Below are 17,292 nucleotides of genomic sequence, written 5' to 3'. Positions count from 1 at the left end.
ATTGCGCACAGTTTTTGTATCATTTCGTGGTGGAGAGTAAGAGTGACGAATAATTTGATGCAGACAGACCTCTCTGTCTGGGGCATGTATCAACATGCCGACATCGTGGTAAAGATTGTGATGATCGGCCTGATTCTGGCCTCTGTCGTCACATGGGCAATCTTCTTTAGCAAAAGTGTTGAGCTATCCTCGCAAAAGCGTCGTTTGAAGCGTGAACAGCAACAACTGGCTAATGCCCGCTCTCTGAACGAAGCCAGTGAAATGGCTGAAGCATTTGATGCGAAGAGCTTGAGCGCAATGCTTATCAATGAAGCGCAAAATGAGCTTGAACTTTCCGCAGGCAGCGAAGATAACGAAGGCATTAAAGAGCGTACCGGTTTCCGCCTTGAGCGTCGTGTTGCGGCAGCGGGTCGCCACATGGGGCGTGGTAATGGATTCCTTGCGACCATCGGTGCGATCTCTCCGTTCGTCGGCCTGTTTGGTACGGTCTGGGGCATCATGAACAGCTTTATTGGTATTGCGCAGTCGCAAACCACTAACCTTGCTGTAGTGGCACCTGGTATTGCAGAAGCATTGTTAGCAACGGCTATCGGCCTGATTGCAGCAATTCCTGCGGTGGTTATCTACAACGTATTTGCTCGTGTTATTGGTGGCTATAAAGCTTCTTTGGGTGACGTTGCGGCTCAGGTTCTGTTGTTGCAAAGCCGTGACCTGGATTTAGACGCTAGCTCTCAGGCTCGCCCGGTACGTACGGCTCAGAAACTGCGTGTAGGTTGATCCCATGGCAATGAGTTTTAACGAAAACCACGACGATAACGGCGAAATGCATGAAATCAACGTGACACCGTTTATCGATGTCATGTTGGTATTGCTGATTATTTTCATGGTGGCCGCACCGCTTGCGACAGTGGATGTGAAGGTTAACCTTCCTGCATCTTCAAGCCAGCCGCAACCGCGCCCGGAAAAGCCGGTCTACCTGTCTGTCAAAGCCGATCGCACGATGTTTATTGGCAATGATGAAGTGACCAAAGAGAACATGATCAATGCTCTGATGGCTGCGACTGAAGGCAAGAAAGACACCACGATTTTCTTCCGCGCAGACAAAACGGTTGATTATGAAACCATGATGAACGTGATGGATACGCTGCATCAGGCAGGGTATTTGAAGATTGGGTTGGTGGGACAAGAAGTCACTGCCGCCAAATAATTTTTGCATGATCTTACAACGGCCCGTTAGCTCAACTAACGGGCCGTTTTTCTTTTGTCCGCATTCCCGTCTGACTTAATTCAAATTTTAAAATCACACGAACGTATTATTGATAACGTGTGAAACTTATTCGCGATAAAACAATGTTTATCTATGCTATTTCTATACCCGTCATACTTCGAGCCGCAGGGGTGTTGGTTGCACTCACAAACTCCAGTCACTTACTTAAGTAAGCTCCTGGGGATTTGCTCCCTTGCAGCCTACCTGCAACTCGAATTATTTTGGGTATATGTGGGATTATTCCGTCATGAAAATACATAATGACAAATGCGTGGATAATAATATGGCAACGATGACTGTTTTGCATACTGGCAATAAACAGCCCGACGTGGTGTCTCTGAGAAGCATTTATCTGCATGCTGATGTTTTAATGTTTTGGGTCGTGTGGGGAATGTTTGTTATTTCCCTAGCGGTGGGGTGGGCTTATGATGCGATCCCGGTGGCGCTGGTAGCGGGCAGTTTACTTGCGTTGAGTTCCAGTGTTATCAAAGTATTACTACCCGGTACGCTATTTACCCGCTTGTATTATGCGTTCACATTAATCGGTTTTGCCGCATTGCTCATTCAATTAGGTGACGGTGAAACTGAATATCACTTTTCGGTTTTTGTATTACTATCAGCATTATTAGCTTATCGCGATTATAGACCATTATTAATGGGGGCCGTAGTTGCAGCACTTCACCATGTTTTATTTGCCTGGCTGCAAGCTAATGACTTATTCGGTATCACCTGCTTTATGCATCCCGGCATTCATATGGTGGTATTCCATGCCATTTTTGTGGTGGCACAAACGGCGATACTCATTTACATGGCATTGCGCATGGCCGATGACGCACGTTCAGCCAGCGAAGTGGCACAGTTAGCAGCACAGATAAATCGCCAGCCGGGTTGCCTGACCCTTACACGTAGTGAAAGAGAAAGCCGCACACCGTTTGCTCAAACCTTTAATACTACGCTTACCACGATGAGGAACACGCTAAGCCAGGTGAGCGCTGGTGTGGCATCAGTACTCACAGCTTCGGAAAGTATCATCCAGCGTAATACCGCACTGTCTAAACGCACTGACGAGCAGGCAGCTGCACTTGCCATTGCTGCCAGTGCCATGGAACAGCTCAGCTCCTCCGCAGTCTCGACGAGTGACAAAGCGCAAAGTGCCAGAATGCTTGCCACTCAGGCAAGTAATCTCGCCAGCAAAGGTGGAGTCAGTATTGATGCTGCCACACTCACTATGGAACAAATCCGCGAAGAGTCTGACCACATCAGCAACATTCTTGAACTGATCGATGGCATTGCCTTCCAGACTAATATTTTGTCGCTAAATGCCTCCGTTGAAGCAGCCAGGGCAGGCGCTCATGGTCGAGGATTCGCGGTGGTAGCTTCTGAAGTACGCACGTTGGCGTTACGTTGCGAAAACGCGGCCAAAGACATTCGCCAGTTGATAAGCGTATCGGTAGAGTGTACTCGGACAGGCTCGGTACAAGTGGAGAACGCGGGGCAAACCATGCGTGAAGTGATTGGTTCCATCAATGCGTTGGCAGAGTTGGTGGAAGAGCTTTCCGATATGAGTGGCCAGCAAAGCATCAGCATCACGCAAATGAATGAGAGCATCGCCAGTATCGATGAAAGCGTGAGGTATAACGTGGAACATACTGCGCAAACCGTACAGGCCGCGCGCCAACAACAGCAACAGGCGGATGATTTACAGCAGGCAATCTCAGTATTTCGTCTGGCCTGATAACAGGTTTTGAGAGCGTATTTATGTCGCAAAAAAGAGTGCCTGCTTGCCGCAGGCGCTCCAGAAATCTTATAAATGCGGAGTTTTGTAACTGTTTTCCAGCAATGCACGCGTACGTGAGAGCGTTTGTGCTTCTTCATCTCTCAACTTCTGATACACCGCCTCCAGTCGAGCCAGAACTTCGGTTTTAAGCCTGGGCTGGTGGCTGATGATCTCGCTGAGAACTGCGCCGTAAATCTCATCTTTCACACGATATGGGTAAATTTGATGGCGGTTATGCCATTTTTGTTCAACCAATGCCGCAGTGATATTGACCTGACCTTGCGCGATACGAGCAATATTTTCATTTTTAATTTGTACCAGCGCGGCAATATTTTCACGTAATAACGTATTGTCAGACGCGGTATCGTCAGATGGTGCAGCCGTTTGAAGAGGGGGAATTGCAATTCTGACATTGGCATTACTCATCCAGCGAATAAAATAGAGGCCAGCTTTTTTCCTGAGTTAACTGATTGACCCAGATTTGCTGTGAATGATGACTTATCTGCAATTTTTTATCTTCTATTAGCATTTGCAGATCGGCAGAGTTGATTTTTTCTTGTTCTATGAGTTCATTTAATACTTTCACTATGGCTTCAATTTTCACTGCATAAAACAAACGATCTTTTAAATGCCGGTCGTTCTCTTCAAACAATGTATTTTTCGCTTGTCCAGCATAATGAGGGGCGCTCAGGATTATTTTCTCCAGAACTAAAATATTATCCTGAGGATTTAGTGTTAGAGCGCTATGTTCTTCTGAACCGGCAATATCAGCCTGCGAGACAGGAAAAGTCACTGGCACCAGGGTGTTGGGCAGCATTAAGGATGTCCTTTTATATCAATAGAATAAATTTTTATGTTTAACAGACGCCAGGTTGACTATATGTTGCCTCAAAATTACTATAAAAAACAGGAGTTCCCATGCAAAGCGTCTTTTATTCAATTGTATTAATATTGTTATTGCTGTGCGTAGTACTGGTGCTGATGCGTGAGATTTCGCATCCCAAAGTTAAATTAACGCCCGACAGTGTCCCTAAATTAAATTTATCTGAAATTGACGAGCGTGAAGATTATTTTGCTAAGTTAATGTCAAAAATAACGCCTGATTATTACTGGCGAGTGAGCCATGAATATGTGGATTTCAATCATGCCACTATCAAAAGGATGCATATCGACGAACTTAGCGCTGACCTGGCACTCTTTAACGCTCAGCGACGTTGTAGTGATTTACACTCTGCCATCTACCGCTATTACGATAACCTCAGAAAACGCTGTTCCGAGGGGGAGAAGGTACCTTTTGCTGATATCGAGCTGCTGAATTTACGCCAGTGCTTTGATGAGTTCAGTCATGATGCTTACCCCGCGTTGGTTGCTTTAGTATGGCCGCATCTTCAGCGACCGGAAGTCTGCCTTGAGAATGTATAGTGCATTTTGTCAATTAGGCTGATTTTATATCAGGCTGTTTTTTAAACTAAAAAAAGCCAAATCTAAAAATGGACTGATTATCTGCTGGATTAACGTTCAGTACTGTTTATTATTTTCTCACCCAAAAGGAGTTGTTCGCCATGTTGCTGAAGATTCAGTAATAGAGTATTTGCCTTCAAAAAAGATATGACTCATGTATTTGTTTAAAAAAATGATTACCGCTTCACTTTTAATTATCCCTTTAGTTATTAGTGCAAATTCCTTTGCTTTTAATATGCCAAAGGAATTTGCATCATTAGGGGTTAAAACTCTTTCTAATAAAGATGTGTTTTCTAAGCAAGCTTCGTTTATAAAACCTGAAAGAAAAGCAACTTCTAATAATATCAGGTCATCTATATTGGCTGAATTTTCCAATTGGAAAGGAACACACTATCGATTTGGTGGTACAACACATAAAGGTGTGGATTGCTCTGCCCTCATGCAGCATATTTTTAGTGATTCTTTCCACAAGTCTTTGCCAAGAACAACAACTCAGCAAATTCAAAATGGTGAGCACGTCAATAAAGAAATGCTCAAGCCTGGCGATTTAGTCTTTTTTCAAACTTCACCTGGCACCCGTCATGTTGGCGTGTATGTCGGTAATAACGAGTTTATCCATGCCTCAAGCAGCGTGGGAGTAACCATTTCCTCACTGGCTAACCGTTACTGGATGGATCATTATGAAACGGCTCGGCGTTTAAAAATGATTGGCTGAATATAAATAATATTTCTGAGGTTTTATTTTGCTGTCACCACCATTATTATGGCCATTCATTTTGAAATATTCATTCTAACTCATGTATTTAATGAATGAGATCGTATTAATGTATTTGGTTCGAATATAAGTTCATGGGGTTTATATTCTTATTTTCAACGAGATTGTTATTAAATGAAAAGAAATTTAATTCACCATATGGCTAGTGCAGTATTGGTGGTCCTTGTTGCGGGTACGATGCTCATAGGTTGTGATGCAAAACAAGCAGGAGAAGCGTCAATGAAATTTGTAAATGTAGAAATGGTCTTAGTAGATTCTGGTTTGCTGAAGCAAGAGCAGGATCACCTCAAAGCCGTGAATGAAAGTTTGCATAAAGGCCAACAATTGGCTGAAAAGAATTACACCAGTCTGCCTGCGAATAAAGTTGATGCCGCGCGAAAAGCGGATAGAAATGTTCTTACGCAACAATGGAAAGGGCAGCAACAAGCTGCGCGTAATGTGGTGATGGCTGCATTGAAGAGTGCGACCGATGCTTACCGTAACGACAACAAAATTGGCATGATTTTGCCGACACAAGTAGCGATGTCAGTTTCGCCGGAACTGGATATCAGTGCCGATCTGACCCAGAAGCTTAAAACCACAAAACTAGAATTCCCAAAACTGCCAGATTTCGCCGTTAAAGCGAGTGGACCTGCTGCAAAATAGTCCAGTAAGCAAAAAGCTTCGTTGAGACATTCAGCGAAGCTTCAATTCATCCGAGAGCTCCTGTCAAAACCCCCCATAAGTAAATGCGATAATACCGCTCAAAATTCCTGGGTAGAATGGCGACTATTGCCCAAGCAATGCCTGGATCAGCAGACAGGCCATAACTGAGCTGGCTTCCCTTTATCTTCATTTTCAGGAGCCAGTTATGTCTGCACAACGTTTGTGGATCAAAAATCCCCGCGCAGTTTTTACCGCTAATTCACAAGATGCCTCCGCTGGCGTGGTGATAGAAGGCGCGGTTATCCGTGAATTAATTCCTGCTGGTGGTGAGCCTTCCATGCCTTGCGATGCGGTGTTCGACGCCCGCGATCTCGTGCTACTGCCCGGCCTTATCAATACACATCATCATTTCTACCAAACTCTGACGCGCGCCTGGGCTCCAGTGGTTAACGTGCCACTATTCCCGTGGTTAAAGCAGCTTTACCCCATTTGGGCTCGTCTCGATGCTGAAGCCTTGGCTCTTGCCAGCAAAGTCGCAATGGCAGAGCTGCTGCTTTCTGGTTGCACCACAACCACGGATCATCACTATCTTTTCCCGCAGGGAATGGAAGAGGCGATTGATGTGCAGGTTGATGTGGTTAATGAGCTCGGAATGAGGGCGGTATTGACGCGCGGCTCAATGAGCCTTGGTGAAGACGACGGCGGTTTGCCTCCACGGCACACCGTACAGCAGGCGGAGACAATCTTACGCGACAGCGAACGGTTGATTAAACGCTACCATCAGCGAGGGGAAGGGGCGTGGTTACAAATAGCCCTCGCGCCATGCTCGCCGTTTTCTGTGACTACCGAAATCATGCGTGACAGCGCCCAACTTGCTCAGCAAGAAGATGTGCGTTTGCATACTCATCTGGCTGAAACACTGGATGAAGAGAACTTCTGCCTGCAACGTTTCGGCCTACGAACTGTGGATTATCTGGAAAGCGTGGGTTGGCTTAATGACAGAACCTGGCTTGCACATGGTATTCACTTTGATGAGCGCGAAATTCTCCGGCTTGGGCGCGCGGGAGTTGGCGTTTGCCATTGTCCGGTTTCCAATATGCGCCTGGCATCAGGTATGTGTCCGACAGTGGATTTAGAAAATGCAGGTGCCGCGGTGGGGCTTGGCGTGGATGGTTCTGCATCTAACGATGCTTCAAACATAATGTATGAAGCGCGGCAGGCACTCTATCTGCAACGCCTGCGCTATGGTGCCGAAGCGATTACGCCGCAACGTGTGCTGGGTTGGGCGACTCAAGGTTCTGCGAAATTGATTGGCCGCAGTGACATCGGTGAAATTGCCGTCGGGAAACAGGCGGATCTGGCGTTGTTTGCACAAGATGAGCTGCGTTTTAGCGGCAGCCATGATGCCATCGCAGCCCTGTTGCTATGCGGTGCTGAAAAGGCAGAGCATGTGATGGTTGGAGGTAAGTGGCGGGTGACGCAGGGCAATATCATTGGTCTGGATGTGCCGGATCTTATCTCCCGCCATCGCAAGGCTGCGAAGAAATTAGTCGCTGATATTTAATATTAGTCTTCCGTCAGTTCCTCGCCGCTTTTGCCTTTTCCCCATTCAACGCGGCGCTGGAGCATTTTTTTCAGCGCCCGCCCGGTGGTATTTAACCAGCCCGTTGGGCGCGGATCGGCCAGCATGCTCAATGCGCGGGCGTAATCGAGCAGCAGGCCTGGCGTCCATGCCATAGTTTCAGCGCGTTTACGCAGTTGCAGAGCTACCCAAAGTTCTGGCGTCGACATCAGTTTCCCCATCGCCATCCAGAAACCACGTTTTTGCCAAAGCCTGCCAACCGAACCCTCGAGTGCGGCTTCCAGAGCCCGCGCCACGCTGCTTGAACAGTTCCGATACGTCAAATTATACGATTCATTCTGGCGATAGTTTTCCCAGAAAGCCTTAAGCCGGGATTCGCTGTAATTGCGGATGCGTACTTGCCTTGTCGACGGGCACCACTTTGCGGCTTCCGTCGCATAATCTGGCTGAAACAGCCCTGGGACGTTATTTTCTGGTGTGGCGCGCAGCAGGCGAGCGAACTCATCCGGAGACTGGTCAATAAGCTCTGCAGGATAGAGGCTGATGTAAACGCCTCCGGGGGATTCAAGTGCGGCGTGGCCGGTTGAAATAACCCCGTTGCGGTCGACTGCGGCGATATAGCGGCTAATTACCGGACGAGGGATGGCTTCACCAGCGGCTGAACCGACGGGCGTCCAGACATGCACTGTAAGCGCTTTTTCGTCATCGTTCGGTGGGCCGTCCCACTCCACAACGTCAGGTGGAAGATGAGCGGCTTCTTCCATGAATACAGTACCTTTCAGACCTGGATTCTCAGCGGCATTTTTGACGCGATTAGCGAGGATAAACAGGTTCCAGCCAGCAAATGCCAGGCCTAATCCGAGGCAGTAGGGCACCGTTCCGGAATAGTGGGTCGGCCACGGTTGGAAGAAAAATATCGCCAGCGCAATCTCAACAATGCCGCCCCATAAAGCAGGCCGCCAGCGTCGGTAGCGAACCACCACGGCTGAAGCAATTTGCAGTGCGCCATCAAATAAAAACAACAAACCAAAGATCATGGATAAAACGAAGTTACCGTGATGATGGCCCGCCAGAATCAATAGCGAAGCGACAGTAAATGCCCCGCCTTTTACGTAGCGCAGCACGCGTTGCCCGCCCATACCGCTGTGCGCCACCATCAATGTTGCAACACCTTCAAACAACAACAGGCAGGCAAAGGGTTGGATAGGGAAATAGAGCGAGCCATCCAAAGCATCAACAATAATCACCACTCCGGCAATAAGCGTGATCCAGCCAAAACGGCGTAGCCCGCGCCAGTGGGAGCGCAGGAAATCAACACCAAGCAGGATCATTGTTAGTCGCATCATGGATGTTATTCCGAGAATCAGTTCAACACATATATAGCCCACAAGACCGTGAAATGCGTGATTGGCGCTTCTGTGAGTCAGTTTTTTTGTGATTTTCACCGGAACTGGAAGATGTCTCTCAACACGATAATGCCCTGGATGACCGTTCATTAGGCGATAAGTTATTAGTCGCGTGCTACAAGTTTGAAATCGACAGGCAACGACATTGTGGTCGAAAGGGAATCGCTAAAGAGAATGGTCTGTTTTGACGTTAGAAGCGAAGAAGTGACTTCAGAGGCGCAAACCCCAGAAAGCAAAAAACCAGCCCTTAGGCTGGTTTCTTTAAATAGTGGTGCCCGGACTCGGACAAAAACGTCGGGAACGTTTTTGAACAGCGCTTGCGCTGGCCCGCAGGGCGAGTCGCACGGAGGCGACGAGTAATCGAACGCAGTTCGATGGAGAGTCCGAATCCCAGAAAGCAAAAAACCAGCCCTTAGGCTGGTTTCTTTAAATAGTGGTGCCCGGACTCGGAATCGAACCAAGGACACGGGGATTTTCAATCCCCTGCTCTACCGACTGAGCTATCCGGGCAACGGGGCGCATTAAACCGTAAAGGCCGTTTGGCGTCAACGCTTTTGTGTTAATAAGCCGTGCGTTTGCACGAATAATGTGCTCTGCGTGGCAACTCGGGTTGAACGACAGGGCAGAAGGTGCCATGATTGCGCGAAATTTCACACATCTGCAACGGGGCGTTTATTGATGTTTATAGTCAATGTTCACCGGCATCTCTCGATGGCGCTCGTTCACCTTTCTACTATATCCCGAAGACCCTTGCTCACCATGCGGTGAGGGCAACGCACGCTCACTGCAGGACATCAGTAAAATTAGGCGATGCCTGGTTTTACTGATGTCTGGCGGTCGGAGTGGGTATCATCCTTCAGACCATCAAGACACATTCGCCGGGGAATGCTCCCTTTGCTGTGCCATAAGGCACTCACTCATCCTTGGCCTCTGGGATTTGTGCATATGAAATCTTTAAAAATTGCCGCCAGCCACGATGTGGTTGCAACTCTGTCCACGCATCGTGAAGTGGTTGCGCTTGATAGCACAGACTTCACCGATATTGCCGCTGTTGTTCTTTCTGAAGCCGATAGCCGCAGCGGTATTCTTGCGTTGCTTAAACGGACTGGTTTTTCGATACCCGTTTTTCTAGCGGCTGATACCTGCTCAGGCGAGCAGGAAGGTATTACGGGGTTGATCACCGGCAAAGCTCAGGACTATCTGGAGCTTGAAACCGCTGCTGTAGATTATGAAGAAAGCTTGCTCCCTCCGTTTTTCGATACATTGACGAAATATGTCGCGATGGAAAACAGCACTTTTGCCTGTCCTGGTCACCAACATGGTGAGTTTTTTAAAAAGCATCCAGCAGGGCGCCAGTTTTATGATTTCTTCGGTGAGAATCTATTCCGCGCTGATATGTGCAATGCGGACGTTAAACTCGGGGATTTGCTGATCCATGAAGGGTCGGCCAAACATGCGCAGAAGTTTGCCGCCAAAGTATTTAATGCCGATAAAACTTACTTTGTTTTAAACGGTACCTCGGCTGCAAATAAAGTCGTGACCAATGCGTTGCTGACTCGTGGCGATTTGGTCCTATTCGATCGCAATAACCATAAATCAAACCATCACGGTGCATTGATTCAGGCGGGGGCCACGCCGGTATATCTGGAGGCATCTCGCAACCCATTTGGTTTTATCGGCGGAATCGATGCGCACTGCTTTGATGAAAAGTATCTGCGTGAATTGATTGCAGAAGTTGCACCAGAACGTGCTCAGCAAAAACGCCCGTTCCGCCTTGCAATTATCCAGCTCGGTACTTATGACGGCACGGTTTATAACGCACGCCAGGTAGTGGATAACATCGGCCATCTTTGCGATTACATTCTGTTTGATTCAGCTTGGGTCGGTTATGAGCAATTCATCCCGATGATGGCTGATTGCTCGCCGTTGTTATTGGATCTTAATGAAAATGATCCTGGCATTTTTGTTACGCAATCGGTGCATAAACAGCAGGCTGGATTCTCGCAAACTTCGCAGATCCACAAGAAAGATAACCACCTGCGTGGGCAGGATCGTTTTTGCCCGCATAAGCGGTTGAACAATGCTTTCATGCTGCATGCTTCAACCAGCCCGTTCTACCCGCTGTTTGCGGCACTCGATGTGAATGCGAAAATTCACGAAGGGGAGAGCGGCCGCCGTTTGTGGGCTGAGTGTGTCGATCTGGGGATTGAAGCGCGTAAAGCGATCATCGCTAATTGCAAGATGATCAAACCGTTTATTCCACCGGTAGTTGCGGGCAGGCCGTGGCAGGATCACCCAACTACAGCAATTGCCCAGGAACGCCGTTTCTTTAGCTTTGAGCCGGGTGAAAAGTGGCATGGTTTTGAAGGCTATGCGCAGGATGAATATTTTGTCGATCCTTGCAAGCTGCTGCTGACTACGCCGGGGATCGATCCGCAAACTGGGCAATATACGGACTTCGGTGTACCTGCGGCGATTCTCGCAAACTACCTGCGTGAAAACGGTATTGTCCCCGAAAAAGCAGATCTCAACTCGATTCTATTCCTGCTCACGCCTGCGGAAAGCGCGGAGAAGATGGCTCATTTGGTAGCGATGCTGGCGCAATTTGAACAGCATATTGAAGACGATACGCCGCTGGTGGATGTGTTGCCGACGATCTATCAGAAGTATTCCCAACGCTATAAAGGCTACACGCTGCGTCAACTTTGCCAGGAGATGCACGATCTGTACGTCAGTTTTGAAGTGAAGGATCTGCAAAAAGCGATGTTCCGCAAAGCCAGTTTCCCTGCCGTTGCCATGAACCCGCAGGATGCCAACAGCGAGTTTATTCGCGGCAATGTGGAACTGGTACGCCTTAGTCAGTCAGAAGGGCGTATTGCAGCGGAGGGAGCGTTACCGTACCCGCCGGGCGTGCTTTGTGTGGTGCCAGGCGAAGTCTGGGGCAGTGCCGCGTTGCGTTATTTCCTGGCGCTTGAAGAGGGCGTGAATATGCTGCCGGGCTTCTCGCCGGAGTTGCAGGGCGTGTATAGCGAAACGGATGCTGATGGAATTAAGCGTTTGTACGGTTATATGATTCAGGCGTAAGAACAATGTCTCCCGTTTCTGAATGAAACGGGAGACATTGATTATCAGACTGCTGGCTGAACGGCCGCTGGCGTTCTGACATGTTTATATTTGAACAGTGCGACGAAGGCGAAGGCCAGCACCAGTGAATAACCGGCGAAAATCAGCCACACGCTTTGCCAGTCAGTAATACCTTGTAGCGTGAAGTGCTCTACCACTTTACCGCTGACAATCCCGCCAAGGATGCAACCAAAACCGTTTGTCATCATCAGGAACATGCCCTGTGCACTGGCACGGATTTCTGGTCTCACCTCTTTTTCAACGAATACTGAACCGGAAATGTTGAAGAAGTCGAAGGCGCACCCGTAGACGATCATCGACATCACCAGTAATACGGTACCCATTGGTGATGGGTCGCCAAAGGCAAACAGACCAAAGCGCAGCATCCACGCTACGATACTGATAAGCATCACGTTTTTAATGCCGTAACGAATCAGGAAGAACGGAATCGTCAGGATAAATACGGTTTCGGAAATCTGAGAAATCGACATCAGCACCGACGCGTGTTCGACGATAAAGCTGCTGGCGAACAGCGGGTTCTGGTCAAAGCTGTGCAGGAAGGTGTTACCGAACATATTGGTAATTTGCAGTTCGGCGCCCAACAGCATGGAGAAGATGAAGAAAATAGCCATGCGCTTGTTTTTGAATAACGCAAAAGCATCCAGGCCAAGCATTGAAGTCCAGCTCTGGTTTTTCTGCGCGTTGGCGACCGGGATGTGCGGCAGCGTCAGAGTGAACAGCGCTAAAACGACGGACAGTGTTGCGCCGATATAAAGCTGCATATGGCTTAATTCAAAGCCTGAGAAGCTAACGCCCCACATGGCGAAGATAAAGCCAATGGTTCCCCAGATACGAATTGGCGGGAAGTCCCTCACGATATCCATCCCCGCTGATTGCAGGCGATAGTAAGAGATGGTGTTCACCAACCCAAGCGTTGGCATATAGGCCAGAGAGTTCAGCAGAATGACGATAAACATCGCGCTTGGCGTTGTGACCTGTGCGGCGAAATACAAGGTTATGGCACCGACAATGTGGCAAGCCGCGTAGAGCCAGCGCGCACTAATCCATTTATCCGCAATAATGCCGAGTAACGTCGGCATGAATACCGCAGCAATACCCAAAGAACTGTACACCGCGCCGATAGCTGCGCCATCGAACTTGAGGGTGACGAACATATAGGAGCCGAGCGTAGTGAGCCAACTCCCCCACAGGCAGAACTGCAGAAACGAAAGTATTTTTAGCTGCAGCTTAAGGTTCATGTAAATTTCCTCACAGGATTTTGGTGTTGAATGTTTCATTTCTAACATATGACATGAAATATGTTGTGAAAGTAACATTAGCAGTGCCGTGAAGTAATTTTCGGTACATTCAGCAAATAAATGAAAACATCCTCAAATTGCATTCGAGAATAGTGATTTGGGTTACACTTTTTGCGCAATCAGGCGATAAAACGGGAGAGGAGAGAGATATCTCCCACCGTAGAAACGGCTGGTGGGAGATAGGACAAGCATCAGAAGTTAGCGTCGGCGGTAACTCTTCTGCGCGGTATTCACTTTGTATAGATAGTTGCGTGATTCCGCTGAAGGGTGGCGTGTAGTAAGAGTCTGATACACATCGCCCGGATCCATGCTGTTGATAATGTTGTAGGCACGGTTCTTGTCGTTGTTGAACACGCGCAGAACACTACCCGCACCGCCGTTATAAGCAGTTATCACAGCGTAGCGACGTGATGTTGGGTTATCAATTCCACTCAGGTAGCTGTTTTGCAGAATGGCCAGATAAGCAGTACCCGTATCGATATTGCTTTCAGGATCAAACAAATAGCTGCGGCTTGGCTTGCCCCATTTCCCCTGAGATTTAAATACATCAACCCCTGCGCTGTGCTGTACAACTTGCATCAAACCGAGCGCGTCGGCGTGGCTTACTGCGTAGGGGTTGAAGCTTGATTCCGTCTGCATAATGGCCAGAATCAACGATTCATCGACACCGTATTTCTTCGATGCTTTACGCACCATGCCGATATATTTATGTGCACGTTTATCAAGGTGGTTTGGTACCAGATTGATAGTCACGCTATAAACAATTTTAAGCCCGGTACTACGGCTTTTCAGGCGAGTTTGCAGCAGATAGTCAGCAAATTTGGCAGCGCGACCTTCCCAACGAATTGCCTGGCCGGTGTTATCGACAACCTGGCCATACAGGAATGGTTGTTTGGAGATCAGCACATCGTTGACATCGGAATAAAGATCGATAGAACCAGGATCGTCACCCATCAGCAAAGTCGTAATGATCGCCTGGCGCAGGTGCGCCGCAGGATCGGTACCAGCAATGGTTTCAATGGTAATCGTACCGTCGTCAAAGTTGATGTGGCTACGTGTCAGGTACTGGTCAGTATATTTTACGTAGTCTTTTGGACCCGCAATCAACACTTCCTTCATACCCCAGATATTTTCGATGTTGTGAGCAAATTGCCCCATCAAAATATCAAAACCATTAGTGTCCTTAACAAAAGCTTCGTTATAGGAATCATCTTTTTTGCTCGAACAGGAGATGAGCAACGGGACAACCAGAGCTAGCGCGAGAAATTTTTTCATCGTTCCGTGTATGCGTATGCTTGTGCTTGTTGGTTTGCATAAGGGCCGAAGGCCCTCGTATTTTTATTTTTCTGGCGGCGTGTAGCCTTCGATGTGGACTTCTTTGCCTTCGAACAGGAAATTGACCATTTCAGCTTCCAGCTCTTTGCGATGTTCTGGATTCATCATGCTCATTTTACGTTCGTTAATCAGCATGGTTTGCTTTGCCTGCCACAACGCCCACGCTTCTTTAGAGATTTCGTTATAAATACGTTTGCCTAGTTCGCCTGGATAAAGTTGGAAATCCTGGCCTTCTGCGTCACGTTGTAGGTAAGTACAAAAAATAGTTCTGCTCATCATTATTCCTCTTCAACGGCTCGGGCCGCTTTTACGACTACCGGCTCGGCGTGCAATTGCTGTAATAAACGCTCTACAGGGGCGGCCAGTCCTACGGACGGTGGCTGCGCTAAGTTATACCAGAGAGCTGTTCCTTCATCCATGCACCCACTAAATGAAGGCACTGGGAGCCACATTGGGACGATGTCCAAATGAAAGTGGCTGAATGTATGGCGGAAGGCGGTTAATTGCGTGAGATTATCTGCTGGAATCTGGTGTTGCGCCAGCCAGTCGCGTAGTTCATTTTCGGTTTCGAATTGTGGGAAACAGTACAAGCCACCCCACAGACCAACCGGTGGACGCTGGGCAAGTAGTACGCTGTCCTGGTGCTGCATCATCAATAAGTAGCCGGTGCGTTCCGGTATTGTAACTTTAGGCTTCTTACCTGGATAACTGGCCCAACTGCTATTGGCATAGGCCACGCAGATATTATTCACCGGGCAAAGTTCGCATTTTGGCTTCGAGCGGGTACAAACCATCGCTCCAAGATCCATCATTGCCTGGTTAAACTGGCTTACACCTTGCGCGGGCGTGACTTGCTCACTGATATCCCAAAGTTTCTTTTCAACATCTTTTTTACCGGGCCAGCCTCCAATGGCATAACAACGTGCAAGCACGCGTTTTACGTTGCCATCGAGAATCGGGAAGTGTTTACCAAGCGACAGAGAAAGAATAGCGCCCGCAGTCGAGCGCCCAACACCTGGCAATGCGGCCACTTCTTCAAAGGTTTCTGGAAACACGCCCATGTGAAGATTCGCCACCATTTGAGCAGCTTTATGCAGGTTTCGGGCGCGAGCGTAATAACCCAGCCCAGTCCACAGGTGTAGCACTTCATCAAGGGGGGCGTTGGCGAGATCTGTGATAGTCGGGAAGCGCTCCATAAAACGCTCAAAGTAAGGAATGACCGTGGCAACTTGCGTTTGTTGCAACATCACCTCAGACAGCCATACTTTATAAGGCGTTTTTTCGAGTTGCCATGGCAGTGTTTTGCGCCCGTATTTTTGGTACCAGTCGAGAACCTGGTGGGAGAATTGCGGCGCATGTGTCATTGTTACCCGGCATCCGATAAATAATAAGTGTGTGATTTAGGGGGCTGATTCCAGCACAGACGACTCTGTGCTGTAAACCGGAACTTTCTGGTGCTTGCTTCTCACCATTAACTTTGGATAATGCCCGTTTCCCGAAAACTAACTTAAGCCTGAACACCATGAAAAATGACGTCATCTCACCGGAATTTAATGAAGAAGGCCGCGCAATGCGCCGGATTCGTAGTTTTGTGCGCCGTCAGGGCCGCCTGACTAAGGGCCAGGAGTTCGCTCTGGAAAACTATTGGCCGGTGATGGGCGTTGAATATCAAGACGCGCCTGTTGATTTTACCGAGCTGTTTGGCCGCGAAGCGCCAGTCACGCTGGAAATCGGTTTCGGCATGGGTACGTCGCTGGTGGCAATGGCAAAGGCTAATCCACAGCAGAATTTTTTGGGCATAGAAGTGCATTCACCGGGTGTGGGTGCATGTCTCGCGACGGCTCACGAAGAAGGTGTCGAGAACCTGCGTGTGATGTGCCACGATGCGGTCGAAGTGCTGCAAAAAATGGTTCCTGACAATTCTTTATCCATGGTTCAGCTCTTTTTCCCTGATCCGTGGCACAAAGCGCGTCATAATAAGCGCCGTATCGTTCAAGTGCCGTTTGCCGAGTTCGTGAAAAGCAAACTGAAACTGGGTGGTGTGTTCCATATGGCAACCGACTGGGAACCTTATGCGGAACACATGCTCGAAGTGATGTCCTCTATTGATGGTTATAAAAACCAGTCAGAGACTAACGACTACGTACCGCGCCCGGATTCACGTCCGGTGACCAAATTTGAACAACGTGGCCATCGTCTTGGTCACGGCGTATGGGACTTAATGTTCGAGAGGGTAAAGTAATGGCAATTAATCGTAGCCGTCGCTTGCGTAAGAAAATGCACATCGACGAATTCCAGGAAGTGGGGTTCTCTGTTGCATGGCGTTTCCCAGAAGGCACCTCCGAAGAACAAATCGATAAAATCGTTGATGAATTCATCGATGAAGTTATCGATAAAAATGGTCTGGCTTTTGATGGCGGCGGCCACCTTTCCTGGGAAGGCTTAATCTGCCTGCAGGAAATCGGCAAATGTACCGAAGAGCATCAGGCTCTGGTGCGCAAATGGCTTGAGGATCACAAGGCAGAAGACGTTCGCACTAGCGAGCTGTTTGATGTCTGGTGGGATTGATATATACCCTAATCTTTCAAGCTGCACGTGCGTT

17 protein-coding genes and 1 tRNA gene are annotated in these 17,292 nt (G+C 48.4%); 10 read left to right on the top strand and 8 right to left on the bottom strand.

Annotated features, from left to right (window positions below):
• Nucleotides 1-42 precede the first annotated feature (42 nt).
• The 3 genes from exbB (at nt 43) to AC0IXI_RS20010 (ending at nt 3,002) form a co-directional block, all read left to right on the top strand.
• A complete protein-coding gene (gene exbB / locus AC0IXI_RS20020; protein ID WP_134187143.1) occupies nt 43-777 on the top strand; it encodes a tol-pal system-associated acyl-CoA thioesterase in 735 nt (244 codons plus the stop codon).
• Between the two features lie 4 nt (nt 778-781).
• Complete coding sequence (exbD, locus tag AC0IXI_RS20015) at nt 782-1,207, top strand: TonB system transport protein ExbD (RefSeq protein ID WP_064516131.1); 426 nt, start codon at nt 782-784, stop codon at nt 1,205-1,207.
• A 343-nt stretch (nt 1,208-1,550) separates the two neighbouring features.
• Nucleotides 1,551-3,002, top strand: a complete 1,452-nt coding sequence (locus AC0IXI_RS20010) for a methyl-accepting chemotaxis protein (RefSeq protein ID WP_471682978.1) — start codon at nt 1,551-1,553, stop codon at nt 3,000-3,002.
• Nucleotides 3,003-3,071: 69 nt separating this feature from the next.
• Here AC0IXI_RS20010 and AC0IXI_RS20005 read toward each other — a convergent pair whose 3' ends face one another.
• Together AC0IXI_RS20005 and AC0IXI_RS20000 are read right to left on the bottom strand one after the other, a co-directional pair.
• Nucleotides 3,072-3,470: a cytoplasmic protein gene (locus AC0IXI_RS20005; RefSeq protein ID WP_471682977.1), complete on the bottom strand. Its 399-nt coding sequence runs from the start codon at nt 3,468-3,470 to the stop codon at nt 3,072-3,074.
• Complete coding sequence (locus tag AC0IXI_RS20000; protein ID WP_424222667.1) at nt 3,463-3,861, bottom strand: hypothetical protein; 399 nt, start codon at nt 3,859-3,861, stop codon at nt 3,463-3,465. The genes AC0IXI_RS20005 and AC0IXI_RS20000 overlap by 8 nt, the downstream gene beginning before the upstream one ends.
• Before the next feature lie 101 nt (nt 3,862-3,962).
• On the opposite strand from AC0IXI_RS20000, the gene AC0IXI_RS19995 reads away from it, so the two are divergent.
• The 4 genes from AC0IXI_RS19995 (at nt 3,963) to AC0IXI_RS19980 (ending at nt 7,489) form a co-directional block, all read left to right on the top strand.
• Nucleotides 3,963-4,466 carry an ESA_00282 family adhesion-associated protein gene (locus AC0IXI_RS19995; protein ID WP_424222668.1) on the top strand — a complete coding sequence of 168 codons (504 nt, stop codon included), beginning with the start codon at nt 3,963-3,965 and terminating at the stop codon, nt 4,464-4,466.
• A 193-nt stretch (nt 4,467-4,659) separates the two neighbouring features.
• Complete coding sequence (locus tag AC0IXI_RS19990) at nt 4,660-5,220, top strand: NlpC/P60 family protein (RefSeq protein ID WP_471682976.1); 561 nt, start codon at nt 4,660-4,662, stop codon at nt 5,218-5,220.
• A 174-nt stretch (nt 5,221-5,394) separates the two neighbouring features.
• On the top strand, nt 5,395-5,925 hold the full coding sequence (locus AC0IXI_RS19985; RefSeq protein WP_134187134.1) for an OmpH family outer membrane protein: 531 nt from the start codon (nt 5,395-5,397) through the stop codon (nt 5,923-5,925).
• Nucleotides 5,926-6,130: 205 nt separating this feature from the next.
• A complete protein-coding gene (locus AC0IXI_RS19980; protein WP_134187132.1) occupies nt 6,131-7,489 on the top strand; it encodes an 8-oxoguanine deaminase in 1,359 nt (452 codons plus the stop codon).
• A 2-nt stretch (nt 7,490-7,491) separates the two neighbouring features.
• Here AC0IXI_RS19980 and AC0IXI_RS19975 read toward each other — a convergent pair whose 3' ends face one another.
• Both AC0IXI_RS19975 and AC0IXI_RS19970 read right to left on the bottom strand, forming a co-directional pair.
• The gene (locus AC0IXI_RS19975; protein WP_134187130.1) at nt 7,492-8,853 is read right to left on the bottom strand and encodes an HdeD family acid-resistance protein; all 1,362 of its coding nucleotides are present in this window, start codon (nt 8,851-8,853) and stop codon (nt 7,492-7,494) included.
• A 494-nt stretch (nt 8,854-9,347) separates the two neighbouring features.
• A tRNA-Phe gene (locus AC0IXI_RS19970) sits at nt 9,348-9,423 on the bottom strand.
• A 435-nt stretch (nt 9,424-9,858) separates the two neighbouring features.
• Here AC0IXI_RS19970 and AC0IXI_RS19965 point away from each other — a divergent pair.
• Entirely contained in the window at nt 9,859-11,997 is a 2,139-nt protein-coding gene (locus AC0IXI_RS19965; RefSeq protein WP_134187128.1) for an ornithine decarboxylase, read from the top strand.
• A gap of 44 nt (nt 11,998-12,041) precedes the next feature.
• On the opposite strand, the gene AC0IXI_RS19960 is transcribed toward AC0IXI_RS19965, so the two are convergent.
• The 4 genes from AC0IXI_RS19960 to mutY form a co-directional block, all read right to left on the bottom strand.
• Complete coding sequence (locus AC0IXI_RS19960; RefSeq protein WP_134187126.1) at nt 12,042-13,295, bottom strand: nucleoside permease; 1,254 nt, start codon at nt 13,293-13,295, stop codon at nt 12,042-12,044.
• A gap of 258 nt (nt 13,296-13,553) precedes the next feature.
• The gene (mltC, locus tag AC0IXI_RS19955) at nt 13,554-14,630 is read right to left on the bottom strand and encodes a membrane-bound lytic murein transglycosylase MltC (RefSeq protein WP_471682975.1); all 1,077 of its coding nucleotides are present in this window, start codon (nt 14,628-14,630) and stop codon (nt 13,554-13,556) included.
• Between the two features lie 63 nt (nt 14,631-14,693).
• On the bottom strand, nt 14,694-14,966 hold the full coding sequence (locus AC0IXI_RS19950) for an oxidative damage protection protein (RefSeq protein ID WP_034460971.1): 273 nt from the start codon (nt 14,964-14,966) through the stop codon (nt 14,694-14,696).
• Between the two features lie 2 nt (nt 14,967-14,968).
• Entirely contained in the window at nt 14,969-16,054 is a 1,086-nt protein-coding gene (mutY, locus tag AC0IXI_RS19945) for an A/G-specific adenine glycosylase (RefSeq protein ID WP_471682974.1), read from the bottom strand.
• A 158-nt stretch (nt 16,055-16,212) separates the two neighbouring features.
• On the opposite strand from mutY, the gene trmB reads away from it, so the two are divergent.
• Both trmB and AC0IXI_RS19935 read left to right on the top strand, forming a co-directional pair.
• Entirely contained in the window at nt 16,213-16,932 is a 720-nt protein-coding gene (gene trmB / locus AC0IXI_RS19940) for a tRNA (guanosine(46)-N7)-methyltransferase TrmB (protein WP_154151525.1), read from the top strand.
• A complete protein-coding gene (locus tag AC0IXI_RS19935) occupies nt 16,932-17,258 on the top strand; it encodes a YggL family protein (RefSeq protein ID WP_120063048.1) in 327 nt (108 codons plus the stop codon). The genes trmB and AC0IXI_RS19935 overlap by 1 nt, the downstream gene beginning before the upstream one ends.
• Nucleotides 17,259-17,292 lie beyond the last annotated feature (34 nt).

Source organism: Buttiauxella sp. AC038, from assembly GCF_979253565.1.
This window is presented reverse-complemented; position numbering and strand designations above follow the sequence as displayed.